Origin of the sequence: Pseudomonas sp. GCM10022186 (assembly GCF_042656385.1) — a bacterium.
Taxonomy (GTDB): Bacteria; Pseudomonadota; Gammaproteobacteria; order Pseudomonadales; family Pseudomonadaceae; genus Metapseudomonas.
Genome location: NZ_JBHSOU010000074.1, coordinates 1 through 18,585, shown reverse-complemented (window position 1 = coordinate 18,585; position 18,585 = coordinate 1). Strand labels below are relative to the sequence as shown.

At 68.0% G+C, this 18,585-nt stretch carries 13 protein-coding genes and 3 pseudogenes; 6 read left to right on the top strand and 10 right to left on the bottom strand.

What is annotated here, in order from left to right:
• The 5 genes and pseudogenes from ACFPU0_RS27590 to ACFPU0_RS27570 form a co-directional block, all read right to left on the bottom strand.
• Positions 1–557, bottom strand: a pseudogene (locus ACFPU0_RS27590) (glucose-6-phosphate isomerase); the annotation flags it as partial.
• 217 nt (positions 558–774) lie between these two features.
• Positions 775–1,413 carry a bifunctional 4-hydroxy-2-oxoglutarate aldolase/2-dehydro-3-deoxy-phosphogluconate aldolase gene (locus ACFPU0_RS27585; RefSeq protein ID WP_377696478.1) on the bottom strand — a complete coding sequence of 213 codons (639 nt, stop codon included), beginning with the start codon at positions 1,411–1,413 and terminating at the stop codon, positions 775–777.
• A gap of 291 nt (positions 1,414–1,704) precedes the next feature.
• The gene (locus ACFPU0_RS27580) at positions 1,705–2,538 is read right to left on the bottom strand and encodes a D-hexose-6-phosphate mutarotase (RefSeq protein ID WP_377696477.1); all 834 of its coding nucleotides are present in this window, start codon (positions 2,536–2,538) and stop codon (positions 1,705–1,707) included.
• 62 nt (positions 2,539–2,600) lie between these two features.
• Positions 2,601–4,427, bottom strand: coding sequence for a phosphogluconate dehydratase (edd, locus tag ACFPU0_RS27575; protein WP_377696476.1), 1,827 nt, complete (start codon positions 4,425–4,427; stop codon positions 2,601–2,603).
• A 52-nt stretch (positions 4,428–4,479) separates the two neighbouring features.
• A complete protein-coding gene (locus ACFPU0_RS27570) occupies positions 4,480–5,511 on the bottom strand; it encodes a LacI family DNA-binding transcriptional regulator (RefSeq protein ID WP_377696475.1) in 1,032 nt (343 codons plus the stop codon).
• A gap of 200 nt (positions 5,512–5,711) precedes the next feature.
• Here ACFPU0_RS27570 and ACFPU0_RS27565 point away from each other — a divergent pair, with 200 nt between their 5' ends.
• From ACFPU0_RS27565 to ACFPU0_RS27545, 5 genes and pseudogenes are all read left to right on the top strand, one after another.
• Positions 5,712–6,233 (top strand): gluconokinase, encoded by a 522-nt coding sequence (locus tag ACFPU0_RS27565; protein WP_377696474.1) that lies wholly within the window; start codon positions 5,712–5,714, stop codon positions 6,231–6,233.
• A 79-nt stretch (positions 6,234–6,312) separates the two neighbouring features.
• A complete protein-coding gene (locus ACFPU0_RS27560) occupies positions 6,313–7,665 on the top strand; it encodes a GntP family permease (protein WP_377696473.1) in 1,353 nt (450 codons plus the stop codon).
• Positions 7,666–7,753: 88 nt separating this feature from the next.
• Positions 7,754–7,948 (top strand): annotated as a pseudogene (locus ACFPU0_RS27555) (amidohydrolase); the annotation flags it as partial.
• A 432-nt stretch (positions 7,949–8,380) separates the two neighbouring features.
• Positions 8,381–9,424: pseudogene (locus ACFPU0_RS27550) on the top strand (OprD family outer membrane porin); the annotation flags it as partial.
• 1 nt (position 9,425) lies between these two features.
• Entirely contained in the window at positions 9,426–11,012 is a 1,587-nt protein-coding gene (locus ACFPU0_RS27545) for an MFS transporter (protein WP_377696472.1), read from the top strand.
• Between the two features lie 33 nt (positions 11,013–11,045).
• Here ACFPU0_RS27545 and ACFPU0_RS27540 read toward each other — a convergent pair whose 3' ends face one another.
• The 5 genes from ACFPU0_RS27540 to ACFPU0_RS27520 all read right to left on the bottom strand — a co-directional run bounded on the left by ACFPU0_RS27540 (position 11,046) and on the right by ACFPU0_RS27520 (position 16,208).
• A complete protein-coding gene (locus ACFPU0_RS27540) occupies positions 11,046–12,029 on the bottom strand; it encodes a 2-hydroxyacid dehydrogenase (RefSeq protein ID WP_377696471.1) in 984 nt (327 codons plus the stop codon).
• Between the two features lie 11 nt (positions 12,030–12,040).
• Positions 12,041–13,333, bottom strand: coding sequence for an MFS transporter (locus ACFPU0_RS27535; protein ID WP_377696470.1), 1,293 nt, complete (start codon positions 13,331–13,333; stop codon positions 12,041–12,043).
• A gap of 66 nt (positions 13,334–13,399) precedes the next feature.
• A complete protein-coding gene (locus ACFPU0_RS27530; protein WP_377696469.1) occupies positions 13,400–14,350 on the bottom strand; it encodes a sugar kinase in 951 nt (316 codons plus the stop codon).
• On the bottom strand, positions 14,343–15,122 hold the full coding sequence (locus ACFPU0_RS27525) for an AP endonuclease (RefSeq protein ID WP_377696468.1): 780 nt from the start codon (positions 15,120–15,122) through the stop codon (positions 14,343–14,345). Before ACFPU0_RS27525 ends, ACFPU0_RS27530 begins: the two co-directional genes overlap by 8 nt.
• 66 nt (positions 15,123–15,188) lie before the next feature.
• On the bottom strand, positions 15,189–16,208 hold the full coding sequence (locus ACFPU0_RS27520; RefSeq protein ID WP_377696467.1) for a LacI family DNA-binding transcriptional regulator: 1,020 nt from the start codon (positions 16,206–16,208) through the stop codon (positions 15,189–15,191).
• 843 nt (positions 16,209–17,051) lie between these two features.
• Between ACFPU0_RS27520 and ACFPU0_RS27515 the strand changes: the two genes are divergently transcribed.
• A partial coding sequence (locus tag ACFPU0_RS27515) for a bifunctional aconitate hydratase 2/2-methylisocitrate dehydratase (RefSeq protein WP_377696466.1) occupies positions 17,052–18,585 on the top strand: 1,534 nt, incomplete at its 3' end.

Here is an 18,585-nt window from a genome sequence, read left to right as displayed (position 1 = left end):
TGGCAGCGCACGCCCTTCTGGGCGAAGGGCAGCAGGGCCTCGGACACCAGCTGCGGGCCGAGGAAGGAGCCGCCGATGCCGATGTTCACCACATCGGTGATGGGTTTCTCGGTGTAACCGCGCCACAGGCCGTTGTGCACGGCGCCCACCAGCTCGGTCATCTGGTGCAGCACGCGGTGCACCTCGGGCATCACGTCCGTGCCGTCCACCCGCACCTTGTCGCCGATGGGCCGGCGCAGGGCGGTGTGCAGCACCGGCCGGCGCTCGGAGGCGTTGATCACCTCGCCGCGGAACATCGCCTGGATGGCATCGCCCAGCTGCGCTTCCTCGGCCAGCCTGACCAGCAGGGCCAGGGTGTCGGCGCGGATCAGGTTCTTCGAGAAGTCCAGCAGGAGGCCGCAGGCGCTGAGACTGAAGCGCTGGAAACGCTGCGGGTCCTCGGCGAAGGCCTGGCGCAGGTTGAATTGCTGCATGGCCTTGCGGTGGACGGCCAGGGCCTGCCAGCTTTCAAGGCGGGGCGCGTCGATCGGGGCCAGGTGGTGAGGTTGGGTACGCACGCTAGTGAACCTCCAGGATTCATCGTTCTTCCCGGATGGAATCCGGACTACGGAACGACCGAGGCGGATAAGAACCTTGTAGGGGCGAATTCATTCGCCAAGCAGGCCGAAGGCCTGCCCTTGGGCGTCACACGGGGGCACTGCGTACCCCTTGGCGAATGAATTCGCCCCCACAAAAAAGCAAAAGCAGTGCCGCATGGATTACTGATGCCGGACCTCAGCCCAGCAGCGCCAAGGCCTCGGCCGTGGTCTCCCGGATGCGCTGCCAGTCGCCATTGCGGACCCACGCCTTGTCCAGCATCCAGCTGCCGCCCACGCACATCACGTTGTTCAGCGCCATGTAGTCTCGCAGGTTACCGGGATTGACCCCGCCGGTAGGACAGAAACGGATGCCCGGGAAGGGTCCGCCGAAGGCCTTCAGCGCCTTCACCCCGCCACAGATCTCCGCCGGGAACAGCTTGAAGCGGCGATACCCCAGGGCGTAGCCGAGCATGATCTCCGAGGCGCTGCTGATCCCCGGCACCAGCGGCAGCGGACTGTAGACGCCGGCCCGCAGCAGCTCGGCGGTGCACCCCGGGGTGACCACGAACTGGGCGCCGGCGGCTTCGGCCTCGGCCAGCATCCACTCATCGAGTACGGTGCCGGCGCCGATGCACAGCTCCGGGCGCTGCTCGCGCAGGGTACGGATGGCGGCCAGGCCGTGCTCCGAGCGCAGGGTCACTTCGAGGCAGGTCAGGCCGCCGGCGGCCAGGGCGTCAGCCAGGGGCAGGACGTCTTCCTCACGCTCGATGGTGATGACCGGGAGGATGCGCGCGGCACTGCACAGGCGGTCGATGATATCGACCTTCTCGACCATGCTGGGCACGGTCACTCGACGGTCTGCCGGGATATTGGGGAGGCTGGTCACGAAGTGATCCTTCAGGCTCGGAGCCGGTGGTTTTCAAGTAACGGAAGCGGTGCGCGCCCTACCAGACACCACACCGCCGAAATCTAGTTAACTACCTACATTTCATCCTATAAAAAGGGAATAAAGCAGATAGCCATGAATCAATGTAGTAATACTAACAACATTTACTGAGAGCACGCATTACCTTTCAGCAGGAAATCACGACGCATCCACAGTAATGGAGCGACATCCCGGCAGCTCTCAGTCCACCCAGGCCTTCAGGCACAGGCGGGCTTCTTCGCCCGGCGCCAGGGTGACGCTGTCTTCCCCGCAGGCGGCCGCTTCCACGGTGACGAACCCCAGGCCCTCCGCCCAGCTCACATCGCCGAGGGGGCGGCTGCCGGGATGCCAGACCACGGTGTCGGGATTGCCGCTGCCGTCCACCCGGATTCGCCGGCGCCAGTCGGGATCCTGGATGATCACCCTGCCACCCCGGCGGAAGACCCTGTGGCAGCCATCGACGATGCGCAGCTCCCCGTCCTGGCGGCATGGCTCCCGCTCCAGCAGGTCGCTGCCCTCGGCGCCATCCAGCCCGAGCAGGCCGATCCGCGCGACATCGCTGACGCGCCAATAGGCATGCAGGGCATGGCTGAGCACGCAAGGCTCGCTGTCGCGATGACGGGTGCTCAGTTGCAGGCACATCCGCTCGCCCAGTTCCACCTCCAGCTCCACCAGCCAGTCGTGCAGCTCCAGGCGCCAGCACAGGCGCACGCCGTCGTCGCAGGACTGCTTGTCCACCAGCCGCCAGTCGGAGAGCCGCGCCCAGCCATGGTGAGGCCAGCCGCTTTCCATGGGATGGCGACCGAACCAGGGCCAGCACACCGGCACGCCACCGCGGATGGCGCCGATCTTCGGCCAGCGCGAGGCGCACCAGAGCAGGGGCCGCTCGCCACGCGGCTGGAAATGCAGCAACTGCCCGCCCTGGCGGCTGAACACCGCCTGGCAGCGCGGATGCTCCACCAGCAGCAGCTCACGCCCCTGATGTTCGGACCAGCGAAAAGGATTGCCCGCAGGCGCGCGCAGCAGCCCCTCCAGTGGCGAGCCCTGGGTTCTATCGGTCCGCGCGGCGCGTTCCGGTGCCCGGGATGCGGCAGGTTTCACTTCAGGCGTTCCAGGTTGCGGGTGAAGGCGCTGGCGCCCTGCTCGGCGCTGCTGAAGGCTTCGCGCATGAAGGCGAACAGCTCGCGGCCGGTGCCGACGTTGGGTTCCAGGTCCCAGCGCGCCGGTTCGCGGGCGGCGAATTCGGCGGCATCCACCAGCACCTCCAGGGTGCCGGCGACGCCGTCCACCCGCACAACATCGCCGTCGCGCACCCGCGCCAGCGGGCCGCCGTCGAAGGCTTCCGGGCAGAGGTGGATGGCCGCCGGGATCTTGCCCGAGGCGCCGGACATGCGCCCGTCGGTGACCAGCGCCACCTGGTAGCCGCGGTCCTGCAGCACGCCGAGGTAAGGGGTCAGCTTGTGCAGCTCGGGCATGCCGTTGCTGCGCGGGCCCTGGAAGCGCATCACCGCCACCAGGTCACGGTCCAGCTCGCCGGCCTGGAAGGCGTCGGCCAGGGCCTGCTGGTCATGGAACACCCGCGCCGGCGCTTCCACCACCTGGTGCTCGGGGGCCACCGCGGAGACCTTCATCACCCCGCGGCCGAGGTTGCCCTGCATCACCCGCAGGCCGCCCTCCGGCGAGAAGGGCCTGGCCACCGGGCGCAGGATGTTCTCGTCGAGGCTGGCCGCCGGGCCGTCGCGCCAGACCAGTCGGCCGTCTTCGAGGAAGGGCTCGCGGGTGTACTGGCGCAGGCCCGGGCCCATCACGGTGTTGACCTCCTCATGCAGCAGACCGGCGTCGAGCAGTTCGCGCACCAGGAAGGCCACGCCGCCGGCGGCCTGGAAGTGGTTGATGTCGGCCTTGCCGTTGGGATAGACGTGGGCCAGGGTCGGCACCACCTCGGACAGCTCGGCCATGTCCTGCCAGGTCAGCTGGATGCCCGCCGCCTGGGCGATGGCCGGCAGGTGCAGGGTGTGGTTGGTGGAACCGCCGGTGGCGTGCAGGGCCACCACCGCGTTGATCAGCACGCGCTCGTCGACGAGCTCGGCCAGCGGCAGGAACTGCCCGCCCTGTTTGGTCAGGCGTGTCACTTGGTGCGCCGTCGCCACGGTCAGCGCCTCGCGCAGCGGGGTGCCGGGATTGACGAAGGAGGCGCCGGGCAGGTGCAGGCCCATGATTTCCATGAGCATCTGGTTGGTGTTGGCGGTGCCGTAGAAGGTGCAGGTGCCGGGGCTGTGGTAGGCCGCCATCTCCGAGGCCAGCAACTCGTCGCGGCTGGCCTTGCCCTCGGCGTAGCGCTGGCGCACCTCGGCCTTGTCCTTGTTGGACAGGCCCGAGGGCATCGGCCCGGCGGGGACGAAGATCGCCGGCAGGTGGCCGAAGCGCAGCGCGCCCATCAGCAGGCCGGGGACGATCTTGTCGCAGATGCCGAGGAACAGCGCGGCGTCGAACATGTTGTGCGACAGCGCCACCGCGGTGGACAGGGCGATCACCTCGCGGCTGGCGATGCCCAGCTCCATGCCCGGCTCGCCCTGGGTCACGCCGTCGCACATGGCCGGCACGCCGCCGGCCACCTGCCCCACCGAGCCGATCTCGCGCAGGGCCTGGCGGAGTTTCTCCGGGTAGTCCTCGTAGGGCTGGTGGGCCGAGAGCATGTCGTTGTAGGCGGTGACGATGGCCACGTTGGCCGAGTCCATCAGGCGCAGGCGCTGCTTGTCGTGGCCGCCGCAGCCGGCCACGCCGTGGGCGAAGTTGGCGCACTGCAGCTTGCCGCGCTGCGGCCCGTCGCTGGCCGCCTGCTGGATCATCGCCAGGTAGCGCGCGCGGGTGGCGCGGCTGCGCGCCACCAGGCGCTCGGTTACTTCAAGGACGCGGGGATGCATGGAATCGCCTCCAGGCAGGAAATGAATGGAAAGTCATGGCACGCGCCGCGGCTCAGGTGCTCTCGCGCACCACCAGCTCGAAGCCCATGTCCTGCACCGGCTCCTCGACCTCCTTGCCGGCGATCAGGTTGAGGATCAGCTCCGCCGCGCGGCGGCCGATGGCCTCTCGCGGCGTACGGATGCTGCTCAGGCGCGGCACCATGAAGGCCGAGCTGGGCAGGTCGTTGAAGCCGAGCACCGCCAGCTGTTCGGGAATCTTCACGCCAAGGCGCACGGCCTCCAGCAAGGCCCCGTGAGCCAGGTCGTCGTTGCCGAAGAAGATGCCGTCGATCTGCGGGTGGCTGGTCAGCAGCTGGGTGAAGAGTTCGCCCCCAAGACCGACCGAAGACGGTCGCGGCGTGAGCAATTCCAGGCCGGGGTCATACAGGCCCGCCTTCTGCAGCACGCGGCGGAAGCCTTCTCCGCGCAACAGGGTGCGCTGGTCGAGCTGCGCACCGACGAAGGCCAGGCGCTTGCGCCCACGCGACAGCAGGTGCTCGGCGGCCGTCGCGCCCGCATGCAACTGGGAGAACCCCACGCAGTGCAGTCCCGCCCCGGCGTCCAGATCCATCATGTAGACGCAGGGCACGCCGCTGGCCTCGATCATCCGCCGCGAGCTTTCCGTCCGCTCGAAGCCGGTGAGCAGCAGGCCGCGCGGCTGGTAGGCGAGGTAATTGCGGATCAGGTCCTCCTCCTCGTCGCGGGAGTAGTGGAAGTTGCCGATCAGCACTTCAAGACCCTTGGGCCGCAGCACGCCATGGATGGCTTCGAGGGTGTCGACGAACAACTGGTTCGACAGCGAGGGCACCAGCACGACCACGGACTGGCTCTGTGCGGAGGCCAGGGCACGCGCCGCGGGGTTGGCCACGTAGCCCAGCTCGCGGGCCGCATCGCGCACCTTCTGCGCCAGGTCGTCGGCGACCGTGGTGATGCCCCGCAACGCCCTGGAGGCGGTGATGGGACTGACGCCGGCACGCTGCGCCACCTCGTTCAGGGTCGGCCGTCCGGTGGTGCGGGCACTCTTTTCATTGTTGGAGGAAGTCATGGGCCTGCTTGTCAAACAAAAATTCCGCCATTAAGGTAGCGCTGTCTCGACGATTCGGCAATTGCCTGATTGCCCGATAGTCCCGAGATCTCCCTACGGCAGTAGCGGTAATCCACAAAAATGACAAGATGCGGCGATATGGCCTGCTTTTCGCGGATGCGACTTGAAAAGACAGCGCTATCTCAGCCCAGAGGTGTCCCATGGTTCAACCCATCAACGCGCTCGTGATCATGGGCGTCTGCGGTTGCGGCAAGTCCAGCGTCAGCGATGCGCTATGCGCTCGCAGCGGGGCCACCGCCATCGAAGGCGACGCCTTTCACCCCGCGGAAAACATCCGCAAGATGAGCGCCGGAATCCCCCTCTCCGATGACGACCGGGCCGACTGGCTGAACCGCCTGAGCGACGAGTTGCGCCAGGCCGTGGAAGCCGGGAGGCGGCCGGTACTGACCTGCTCCGCCCTCAAGCTGCGCTACCGCGAACGCCTCCGCGCCGCGGTTCCCGGTGTCGGTTTCGTGTTCCTCGAACTGACGCCCGAGGTCGCGGCCCGGCGCGTCGCCGACCGGCCTGGCCATTTCATGCCGGCAACCCTGATCGACAGCCAGTTCGAAGCCCTCGAACCGCCCCTGGGCGAGCCCCTGACCCTGGTCCTGGATGCCACCCGCGACGTCGAGCAACTGGCCGAAACCGCCAGCCGATGGTGGCTTGACCATACTCCGAGGTGACCGGCCAAAGGTTTGCCTCGCAAAGATAGCGCTATCTCAAAAGCACCAGTCCACAACAACGACAATATGAGACATCCCCATGCTCGCCATTTCCAATGAGACCTTCCTGCTGCTGGATGCGGTGGTCACCATCCTTGGCCTGATCGTGCTGATCACCCGCTTCAAACTGCACCCCTTCATCGCCCTGATCATCGCCGCCGGCTTCCTCGGCCTCACCTCCGGCATGCCGGCGGAGAAGATCGTCAAATCCTTCCAGGAGGGTTTCGGCAACGTCCTCGGCTTCGTCGGCGTGATCCTGGCGCTGGGCACCATGCTCGGCAAACTGATGGCCGAGTCCGGCGGTGCCGACCAGATCGCCCGCACGCTGATCCGCGCCTTCGGCAAGGAGCGCGTGCAGTGGTCGATGATGTTCGCGGCCTTCCTCGTGGGCATTCCGCTGTTCTTCGAGATCGGCTTCGTGCTGCTGATCCCCCTGGTGTTCATCGTCGCGCGGCGCACCGGGGTGTCGCTGATCAAGATCGGCATCCCCCTGCTCGCCGGCCTGTCGGTGGTCCATGGCCTGGTGCCGCCGCATCCCGGCCCGCTGCTGGCGATCGGCGTATTCGGTGCGGATATCGGCAAGACCATCCTCTACGGCCTGATCGTCGCCCTGCCCACCGCAATCATCGCCGGCCCGCTGTTCGGTAGCCTGATCGCCCGCCGCATCCCCGGCAGCCCTTCGCCGGAACTGGTGGAGCAGCTCGCCCATGAACCGGAAGCCAGCAACCTGCCCAGCTTCGGCGTGACCCTGCTCACCGTGCTGCTGCCGGTGTTCCTGATGCTGCTGAAAACCTTCGCCGACGTGGCGCTCCCCGAGGGGCACATGATCCGCGCCTGGCTGGACATGATCGGCCACCCCATCAGCGCCCTGCTCCTGGCCCTGCTGCTGGCGCTCTACACCTTCGGCCACGCGCGCGGCTTTTCCGCCAAGCGGGTCATGAAGCTGGTGGACGAAAGCCTCGCACCGACTGCCGCCATCGTCCTGATCATCGGCGCCGGCGGCGGTTTCAAGCAGATGCTGGTGGCCAGCGGTGTCGGTGATGTCATCGGCAACCTGGCGGTGAGCGCGCAGATCTCGCCGATTCTCCTGGCCTGGCTGGTGGCCGCGCTGATCCGCATCGCCACCGGCTCGGCCACGGTCGCCACCATTACCGGCGCAGGCATCGTAGTGCCGGTCATCGACCTGATCCCGGGCGTCAACCGGGAGCTGCTGGTACTTGCCACCGGCGCGGGCTCGCTGATCCTCTCCCACGTGAACGATGCCGGCTTCTGGCTGGTCAAGCAGTACTTCAACATGAGCATCAGCGAGACCTTCAAGACCTGGACCGCCATGGAAACCATCCTCTCCGTGGTAGGCCTGGTATTCATCCTGCTGCTCTCGCTGGTGGTCTGAGGCGGCCCGACCTAGGCTTTCCCAATTTGCCAATGCGGCGCCTGAAGGGCGCCGCTTTCGTTGAGGCCATGGGGCGGCCCCGCGGACGGAAGAGGCGATCAAGTGGATCGAGTCGGTGCTGACCATCGTCGACGGCAAGGTGGTCCATGCCGCCGCCGAGTTCGACCCGCTCGGCCCGCCGCAACTGCCGGTGCTGCCCGAGTGGTCGCCGGTGGCCAAGGTCCCCGGCCACTGGAAGCCCGCCGCCCCGCTCACCGCCCAGGTGCACCAGTGCGCCGGCGCCCCTCTCCCTCCGGGAGAGGGGTTGTTCGCTTCTTGTAGGGGCGAATTCATTCGCCAAGGGCAACGCAGTTGCCCCCTGCAAACCCGAACGGCAGCCCTGCGGCCTGCTGGGCGAATGAATTCGCCCCTACAGAAAAGCGCACCGGGCCCCGCACCAGTCCCCGGCCGACACCCTTACCCTGTGGGGGCGAATTCATTCGCCAAGGGCAACGCAGTTGCCCCCTGCGGACCCGAACGGCAGCCCTGCGGCCTGCTGGGCGAATGAATTCGCCCCTACAGAAAAGCGCTCCGAGCCCCGCACCAGTCCCCCCGGCCGGCACCCTTACCCTGTAGGGGCGAAGGCCACGGAGAATCGATGACATGCCCCTGACAACGGCACGCCTGGCCACGCTGGCCCTGCTGATCGGCGCCACGGCGGCCAGGGCGGAACCGGCCCGGCGAGGCCAACTGGTCCCTGCTCGGCCGCAACTTTTTCCTGCACAACGACTTCCGCAGCCCCTCCCCCTCCGGACAGAGCTACCAGCAGGAGTGGGCGCAGGGTTTCATCGCCGAGGTCGAGTCCGGCTTCATCCCCGGCGCCCTCGGCCTGGGCGTGGATGCCCACGGCTTCCTCGGCCTCAAGCTGGACGGCGGCCGCGGCCACGCGGGCACCGGCCTGCTGCCGCGCGACGCCGCGGGCAATGCCGCCGACCACTACTCCAGCGCCGGGACGGCGCTGAAACTGCGCCTGGGGGACAACCTGCTCAGGTACGGCGAAATGACCGTCGAGACGCCGGTGTTCGACACCGGCGACAAGCGCCTGCAGCCGGAATACGCCACCGGCTTCCTGTTCGACAGCCGCGCCATCGCCAACCTGCACGTCCAGGCGGGGCGCTTCACCCGCTTCAAGAACCAGGACTCCAGCTCGGGGCACGGCGACTTCGACGGCTACGGCGCCTCCACCCGGGGCAGCGCCATCGGCTTCGCCGGTGCCACCCTGACATCCCACGCGCCGTTCAGCGCCGCCCTCTATGCCGCGCAACTGGACGACACCTGGCGCCAGGGCTACCTCAACCTGCACGTCCAGCAGGACGCCCTGACCCTCGACGGCAACCTCTACAAGACACTCGACCAGGGCGCCGCCCGCGCCGGCGCCATCGACACACTGGCCTGGAGCCTGCTGGCGAAGTACCGGCCCGGCCCCCAGGCCTTCACCCTCGCCTACCAGCACATCCACGGCGACACCCCGTTCGACTTCGTCGGCGGCGCCTACAACCCGCCGGACCCGGCCAGCGGCACCGCCGTGCCGCTGCAGGGCAAGGGCGGGCGCCACTGGGAGCGCGATGTCGACCTGCGCTACCTGCTCGCCTCCGGCCCGGCGAAGGACCTCTCCCTGTACCTGTCCCACGTCAGCCACCGCGCCAACGACGCCCAGGTCGGCGCCGACATCGACCGTCTATACCTGATCCTCGAATACCCGCTCAAAGGTTGGTTCTGACATGACCGCACCCGCCGCCTCCCCCTGGAGCCCATTGCGCCAGAAAACCTTCCGCTGGCTGTGGCTGGCCAGCATCGCCTCGAACATCGGTACCTGGATGCACGAGGTGGGCGCCGGCTGGCTGATGACCTCGCTCTCGGCCAGCCCCCTGAACGTGGCGCTGGTGCAGGTGGCCGGCTCCCTGCCGATGTTCTTCCTGGCGCTGCCGGCCGGCGCCCTGGCCGACATCGTCGACAAGCGCCGCTACCTGCTCGGCGTGCAGCTGTGGATGGCGGCGGTGGCCACCCTGCTGGCGGCGCTCACCCTGCTCGGCCTGACCACGGTCTGGCTGCTGCTGGCGCTGACCCTGTGCATGGGTATCGGCACCGCGCTGATGATGCCGGCCTGGAGCGCGACGACGCCGGAGCTGGTGGACAAGCACGAACTGCCGGCGGCGGTGGCGCTGTCCAGCGTCGGCGTCAACCTGGCGCGGGCGGTGGGCCCGGCCATCGCCGGGGTGCTGGTGAGCCTGGTCGGTCCCTGGCCGACCTTCGCCCTCAACGCGCTGTCCTTCTTCGCGGTGATCGCCGTGCTGGCGGCCTGGAAGCGCGAGACCATCCCCGCGGTGCTGCCGGCCGAGCGGCTGTTCGGCGCGCTGCGCGCCGGCTGGCGCTACAGCCGCAGCTCCCGGCCACTGCAGGCGGTGCTGGTACGCGCGCTGGCGTTCTTCCTCGGCGCCAGCGCCGGCATGTCCCTGCTGCCGCTGATCGTGCGCGGCGAACTGCAGGGCAGCGCCACCGACTTCGGCCTGCTGCTGGGCAGTGTCGGCATTGGCGCGGTACTCGGCGCCGCCATCCTGCCGCGCCTGCGCGAACGCCTGGGCGGCGACCGCCTGGTGCTGCTGGCCAGCGTGCTCTACGCCCTGGTGCTGGTGGCCCTGGCGCTTCTGCGCAACCTGTATCTGCTGGTGCCGGTGATGCTGCTGAGCGGCGCGGCCTGGATCGCCGTGCTGTCCAGCCTGCAGGTGGCGGCGCAGACCTCGGTACCGAGCTGGGTGCGGGCACGTGGTCTGGCCGTGTACATCCTGGTGTTCTTCGGCAGCATGGCCGCCGGCGGCACCCTCTGGGGCCTGGTCGCCAGCCGCAGCTCCATTCCCGTGGCACTGCTGGGCGCCAGCGCCCTGCTGTTGCTGGGGCTGCTTGCTGCCCTGCGCTTCCGCCTGCCGGTAACCGCGGTGGAGGACCTGGCGCCCTCATTGCACTGGCCGGCGCCGATCCTCGCCGAAGGCATGGACCAGGAACGCGGCCCGGTGATGGTCACCCTGGAATACGACATCGACGCCGCCAAGGCGTCGGATTTCCAGGCCGCCATGGCGGAAGTGCACGGCATGCGCCGGCGCAACGGGGCGATTTCCTGGTACCTGGTGCAAGACAGCGAGAACCCGCGCCTGTGGCTGGAGTGCTTCGTCGACGAGTCCTGGCTGGAACACCTGCGCCACCACCAGCGAGTCACCCGGGGCGAGCTACGGATCGAGGCGGCCGCCCGACAGTTCCAGACCCCGGGCGTGGAGATCCGCATCCGCCATTATCTGCAGGGCGGCAGCCGGTGATGACAAGGGCGGATTGCTCCGCCCTCGCCGACCTCAGGTCCGGGCGGCCAAGGCCGCCTCGTTCACCAGGTTGGCCGGGCGCTCGCCGGCCAGGGCGCTGAGCAGGTTCTCCACCGCACAGCGCGCCATGGCCTCGCGGGTCTCGTGGGTGGCCGAGCCGATGTGCGGCGTCGCCACCACGTTGTCGAGCCTCAGCAGCGGCGAGTCCATTGGCAGCGGCTCCCGGACGAAGACGTCCAGGCCCGCGCCACGGATGCGCCGCTGGCCGAGCGCCTCGATCAACGCCACCTCGTCCACCACCGGCCCGCGCGCGATGTTGATGAGGATCGCCTCGGGCTTCATCAGGGCCAGTTCGCGGGCGCCTATCAGGCCTTCGGTATCGGCGCTCAGCGGCACGGTCAGGCAGACGAAGTCCGCCTGCGCCAGCAGCTCGTCCAGGCCGAGGTAGCGGACGCCGTAGCGCGCCTCCACCTCCGGCCTGGGCCGCCGGTTGTGGTAGACCACGCGCATGCCGAAGCCGGCTGCGCCACGCCGCGCCAGGGCCTCACCGATGCGCCCCATGCCGACTATGCCCAGGGTCTTGCCGTGTACATCGCTGCCGAAATGGGCCGGCCCCAGGTTGGCCTGCCAGTGGCCGGCGCGCACCCAGCCCGCCAGTTCCACCACTCGCCGCGCGGTGGCGAGGATCAGCGCGAAACCCGTGTCGGCGGTGGTTTCGGTGAGCACGTCGGGGGTGTTGGTCAACAGCACGCCACGGCGGGTCAGCTCGGGGATGTCGTAGTTGTCCACCCCCACCGAGACACTGGACACCACTTCAAGGCGCGGCGCCAGGTCGAGCAGCCCGGCGTCCACCCGCAGGCTGGCGCCGAGCAGGCCGTGGGCCCCCGGCAGGACATCGCGCAGGCGCGCCAGGCCATCACGCTGGGGGTCATCCACCAGGATCACTTCGGCATGCCGTTCCAGGCGCGCCATCAGCTCGTCGGAAAGACTCTTGTAGAGGACGATGCGTTTCTTCATGTCAGGAGTTCCTATTGGCTTGTGGCCAGCCGGGGACTGCGGTCCTTGGTCCGGCCGTTCTGCTGCGTGGGGTTGAGGACGGCGGTGAGCGCCACGGCCACCAGTAGCGCACCGCACATGAACAGGTAGGAGGCGCCCGGCCCGCCGGTGGCGCCGTTGAGGTAGCCCACCAGCCAGGAGCCGGCGAAGGAGCCCAGCGCCCCCATGCTGTTGATCAGCGCCATGGCACCGCCGGCGACGTTGCTCGGCAGCACCTCGGGCACTATGGCGAAGAAGGGCCCGTAGGGAGCGTACATGCAGGCCCCGGCTACCACCAGCAGCGCGTAGGACACCCAGAAGTAGTCGCTGCCCAGGGCATAGGAGCCGTAGAAGGCCAGCGCGGCGATCAGCAGCGGCGGCCAGACGAAGCGCTTGCGCTTCTGCATGCGGTCCGAGGCCCAGGACACGCCGAGCATGGCGATCACCGCCGCCAGGTAGGGCAGCGACGACAGCCAGCCGGCCTGGACGATGTCGAGGTTGGCGGCCTGCTTGAGGATCGACGGCAGCCAGAGCACGAAGCCGTACACGCCGATGCTCCAGCAGAAATACTGCAGCGAGAGGATGATCACCCTGGGCGAGCGGAACGCCTCGCGGTAGTTCTTCACCGGCCTGATACCCTGCTGCTCGGCGGCAAGGGCCTCCTGCAGGCGGGTCTTGTCCTGGGCGCTGAGCCAGTTGGCCTGGGCCGGACGGTCATCCACCAGGCGCCACCAGAAGAAGGCCCAGATCACCGCCGGCAGGCCTTCGATGATGAACATCCAGCGCCAGTCGAACTGCTGCACCAGGTAGCCGGACACCACCGACATCCAGAGGATGGTCACCGGGTTGCCGAGGATCAGGAAGGTGTTGGCCCGCGAGCGTTCGGCACGGGTGAACCAGTGGCAGAGGTAGATCAGCATCGCCGGCATCACCGCCGCCTCCACCACGCCGAGCAGGAAGCGGATGGCCACCAGCAGGCGGACGTCGCTGACCATGCCGGTCAGGGTCGCCAGGCCGCCCCAGAGGATCAGGCTGACGAAGATCAGCTTCTTCACGCTGCGCTTTTCGGCGTAGATGGCGCCGGGCACCTGGAAGAAGAAATAACCGAGGAAGAACAGCGCGCCGAGCAGCGAGGACAGCGCCGGGGTGATATTGAGGTCATCGGCCATCCCGGAGGCGGCGGCGAATCCGTAGTTGGCGCGATCGAGGTACGCCAGGCTGTACGTGATGAACACGATCGGCATGATGTACCACCAGCGGCGCGGGGCGAGGCTAGTCGTTTGCATGGGTCTGTCTCCTGAGCTTTTTGTTTTTGTTGCAACAGGTGCCGGCCTTGCCGGCGGTCAATGGATTCAGGCGCTCCTGCGCCGGTCCTGCTCCTCGAGTTCGTGACGTCGGGGCAACCCTTCCATGTCGCCGCGGGACTGCACCGCGCGGCTGCCGCACCAGTTGCCGCGCGCCACCGCCAGGGGCAGCTCGTGACCCTCCAGCAACGCGCTGACCACGCCGACGGCGAAGGCGTCCCCGGCTCCCACGGTGTCCACCACCTTCGGCACCGGTACTGCGGCCACCCGGCCTTCGCCCCTGGCGCTGCGAAAGTAGGCACCCTCGCCACCCAGTTTGATCACCACCCGCTCGACGCCCTGGTCCAGGTAGAAGGCGGCGATGTCCGCCGGCGTTTCCCGGCCGGTGAGCAGGCGGCCCTCCTCCAGCCCCGGCAGCACCCAGTTCGCCTTGACCGCCAGGGCGTTGACCTCGCGGACCATGGCGGCGCGGTCGGGCCACAGCGAGGGGCGCAGGTTGGGGTCGAAGGAAACGCTGCGGCCGGCGGCGCGCATGGCGTCCACCAGGGCGTGGGAGAGCTCCCGGCAGCTCGCCGACAGTGCCGGCGGAATGCCGGTGGCGTGCAGGTGGCGCGCCTGCAACAGCTGCGGGCGGATCAGCGCCGGCGACATGCGACTGGCCGCCGAGTGGCGGCGGAAATACTCCACCGCCGGGTCGCTGCCGTCATCGCAACGTGCCTTGAGCTGGAAGCCGGTGGGATGCACCGGGTCGATCTCGACGGACGCGCAGTCCAGGCCTTCCCGACGCAGGCTAGCCAGCACGAAGCGGCCGAGGGAATCGTCGCCCACCCGGCTCAGCCAGCGGACGTTGAAACCGAGCCGCGCAAGGCCGATGGCCACGTTGCTGTCGGCACCGGCGATGCGCTTGCCGAACAGTTCGATATCGGCCAGGTCGCCGGCCTGCTCGGCAACGAACATGGCCATGGTCTCGCCGAAGCAGAGCACATCATGTTCAGCCATGGCTCACCTCCCGGGCACGGCCGAGGCGGGACAGGCTGACCACCTGGGCGCGGGTCAGTGCCAGCAGGTCGTCCCCCGCCAATGGATATTCCACGGCGCGTGTCACCCCGGGCGTGAAACTGCCCAGCAGCAGCTCCCATTCGTCCAGATCGGCCGCCTGCGGCGGCACGGCCAGCAGGCGGCCGTCGTCCCGGCGCTGCACGGCCTTGCAATGCACGTAGCGCACCCAGCGTCCGAGCAAACGGGCAGCCTGCCGCGGGGACTCGCCCTGCCAGTGCCAGTTGCCGATGTCGAAGGTCATCCCCAGAGCGAGGCCAAGGCCCTCGGCCCGCTGGAGAAAGCCCAGCAGCGGCTCGATCCGCCCGCCCTGCGGGGTCTGGTCGTTCTCCACCAGCAGTTCCGGCCCGCCCTGCGCCAGCAGCGGACGCAGGGCCGCGACGTCGCAGGCGGCACCGTAGTGGCCAAGGGAGACTTTCAGCGCAACCGCGCCGAGGGTGCGCGCCAGCTCCAGCCGGCCCGGCAGGCGCGGGTCGGGCAGGCCATCCGCCGTCCACAGCTCCAGGGGCGAGGAGTACAGGCACTCCAGGCGTAGCGCGACCATGGCCGCGGCCAGCGCCGCTGTATCCGGCACCTGGTCGAAGAGCTCCTCGCGCAGCTCGACGCGGGTCACGCCGGCGCTGGCCAGCAGATCCAGGAAGCTCTCCTGGCCACGCTGCCGCACCAGGTCGGCGCCGTAGCTGGAGAGGCTGATGGAAACAGGGTTCGGAAGCATTGTTGTTATTCCTTATGAAACCGGTTTCATTTCTGGCCGAACACAGGGCTGAACAGCCGCCCCTGTTCAGCCACGTGGGTGGGTGGAACCTCGGATGATGAGTTCGGCCTGGAAATCGATGCGGCGCGTCTGCGCACCATCGCCGCGCAGACGGTCCAGCAGGCATTCGAAAGCCGCCACGCCGATGCGCTCGGTGGGCTGGGCCAGCGCGCTGATGCCGCTGCCGACCAGGGGATACCAGTCCAGTTCGTCGAGGGCGATCAGCCCGACGTCCTCGAACAGCCGGCAGCCCAGCTCGCGCAGGGCACGGGTGGCCGCCAGGGTCGCCACGCCGTTGAATGTGAAGAGCGCCTGCGGGCCATGCCCGCTGGAGCCGAGAAAGACGCCCAGGCGGGACTCCAGGTCATCGGCGATCTCCAGTAGCTGCCCGCGCATGCCCGGCCGGCGGTCGATGGAGGCACCGAACGCCTGCACGCGTTCGAGACGGGAACTGGTGCCGTCCAGGGGCTCGCTGACCGCCAGGATGTCGCGGTAGCCGCGCGCCTGCAGGTGGTCCAGGGCCTGCTCGATGGCGTCGGCGTTGTCCAGACCGACCAGATCGACGTTCAGTTCGGGGAGTTGGCGGTCCACCAGGACCATGGGGATTTCGCGGTGCAGGTTGAGCAGTTCGCCGGGGTGATGGCCGAGGGTGTTCACGATCAGCCCCTCGACGTTGTAGGACTGCAGGGCCTCCAGATGGTGGCGCTCCTGTTCGTCGTCACGGTTGGTGTTGCACACCACCAGGCTGTAGCCGTGCTGGCGGCAGGCGGTTTCCACGCCATGCATCACCGCCACCGAATAGGGGTTGAGGATGTCCGCCACCAGCATGCCGATCAGCCGCGTCTGCCCCCGCTTCAGGCCCCTGGCCATCTGGTTCGGGCGGTAGCCCAGGCGTTCGATCACCTCTTCGATGCGCCGCGCGGTGGCGTCAGCCAACAACTGGCGGTCGCCGATGTAGCGGGACACCGTGGCCTTGGATACGCCGGCGAGCCGCGCCACTTCGCTGATGGTGACCCGCTCCCGGGCGGAATGAGGCACATCGGTCATCGGTGGTCCCTTTGTCGTTGTTGTCGGTGACGGAGGATGAAACCGGTTTCAATGAAACAGCAGCAACCCGCATCTGTCAATCCTCCAGACCATCCGACAGCACAGATCCGGTGCAATCCGAGCAAATCCCGACTCTTCCGAGTGGCCGGCGGCACCGGCTTCGCCAGCGGCATAAACCGGAGCCCCAGTCACTCAGGCTTGCGTCGAAGCACTTACCAGCTTCTGCTCGGCCGCCGTGGTTATGAAGCGTTTTCAGCGCGTTTCCAGGATGTGGGCCGCTCGCTCTGGAGCCACGTTCCAGGCATGGGCCCGGTGGCCCGGGTTTGCATCCAGGCTACGACTTGCTGCCTGTCACGACTCAATGTGCCTGGCTGGAGCGACGGAGCTGACCGGGTAGGGTGCGCCGCGCGCACCAAGAGTCGAGCGAGGCGCAAGGGTCAATCCCGCGATCGGTGCACATGGCGCACCCTACGGTGGGGCAAGTGCAGGCGCAATCCGCGCTGGAGTCCGGGTTCGCGACTACGCAGAAAACGAGACCCTGGATTGGCGCCCCGAACGCTCAGGATTCGCGGCCGGGACAACCCCGGCGAAATGCTTCACCCCCCGTCCCTGCCAGCCGAGCGATGAAGCATTCGGACGAAGTGTCGACAATATGCTTGATTAAAATCCTGTTTACCAATATTTTCCGCAACCACAACGAGGCATTGTCAACAATCCAGATTAGTCCTCTAGCCAACAAGAAGGCGTGCCCAGGAGCGGGTTTCGCTGCCGGCAGATCGAGTCGCCTCCTCGGTCGCCTGCGCCGCTCCGACTTTCAGTTCGCGTCCGACAGGAGAATTCGCTGTGCTCGAAACCTACGTCCAACACAAGAACGCACGTGCCGAAGAAGGCCTGCCACCCCTGGCGCTGAACGCCGAGCAGACCGCAGGCCTGGTCGAGCTGCTGAAGAACCCGCCGGCCGGTGAAGAGGCCTTCCTCCTCGACCTGATCACCAACCGCGTACCGCCGGGTGTCGACGAAGCCGCCTACGTCAAGGCAGGTTTCCTCTCCGCCATCGCCAAGGGCGAAGCCACGTCCCCGCTGATCTCCAAGGAGCGCGCCACCGAACTGCTGGGCACCATGCAGGGCGGCTACAACATCGCCACCCTGGTCGAACTGCTGGACAACGCCGAGCTGGCCGGCGTCGCCGCCGAACAGCTGAAGCACACCCTGCTGATGTTCGACGCCTTCCATGACGTCGCCGAGCGCGCCAAGCAGGGCAATGCCGCCGCCCAGGCCGTGCTCAAGTCCTGGGCCGACGGCGAGTGGTTCCAGGCCAAGCCGGCCGTCGCCGAGAAGATCACCCTGACCGTGTTCAAGGTCCCCGGCGAAACCAACACCGACGACCTCTCCCCCGCCCCGGACGCCTGGTCCCGCCCCGACATCCCGCTGCACGCCCTGGCCATGCTGAAAATGGCCCGCGACGGCATCGAGCCGGTCCAGCCCGGTTCCGTCGGCCCGCTGCAGCAGATCGAAGCGGTCAAGGCCAAGGGCTTCCCGGTGGCCTACGTCGGTGACGTGGTCGGCACCGGCTCCTCGCGCAAATCCGCCACCAACTCGGTGCTGTGGTTCTTCGGCGACGACATCCCCTTCGTGCCGAACAAGCGCGCCGGTGGCTTCTGCTTCGGCAACAAGATCGCCCCGATCTTCTACAACACCATGGAAGACGCCGGCGCCCTGCCGATCGAATTCGATGTCGCCAACCTCGAAATGGGCGATGTGATCGACGTCTATCCCTACGCCGGAAAGGTCTGCAAGCACGGCACCGATGAGCTGCTGGCCAGCTTCGAGCTGAAGACCCCGGTGCTGCTCGACGAAGTCCGCGCCGGCGGCCGTATCCCGCTGATCATCGGCCGTGGCCTGACCGAGAAGGCCCGTGCCGAACTGGGCCTGGGCGCTTCCGACCTGTTCAACAAGCCGGAATCCCCGGCCGACAGCGGCAAGGGCTTCACCCTGGCGCAGAAGATGGTCGGCCGCGCCTGCGGCCTGGCCGAAGGCCAGGGCGTGCGTCCGGGTACCTACTGCGAGCCGAAAATGACCACCGTCGGCTCCCAGGACACCACCGGCCCGATGACTCGCGACGAGCTGAAAGACCTCGCCTGCCTCGGCTTCTCCGCCGACCTGGTGATGCAGTCCTTCTGCCACACCGCCGCCTACCCCAAGCCGGTGGATGTGCGTACCCATCACAGCCTGCCCGACTTCATGCGCAATCGCGGTGGCGTCTCGCTGAAAGTGGGCGACGGCATCATCCACAGCTGGCTGAACCGCATGCTGCTGCCGGACACCGTCGGCACCGGCGGCGACTCCCACACCCGCTTCCCGATCGGCATCTCCTTCC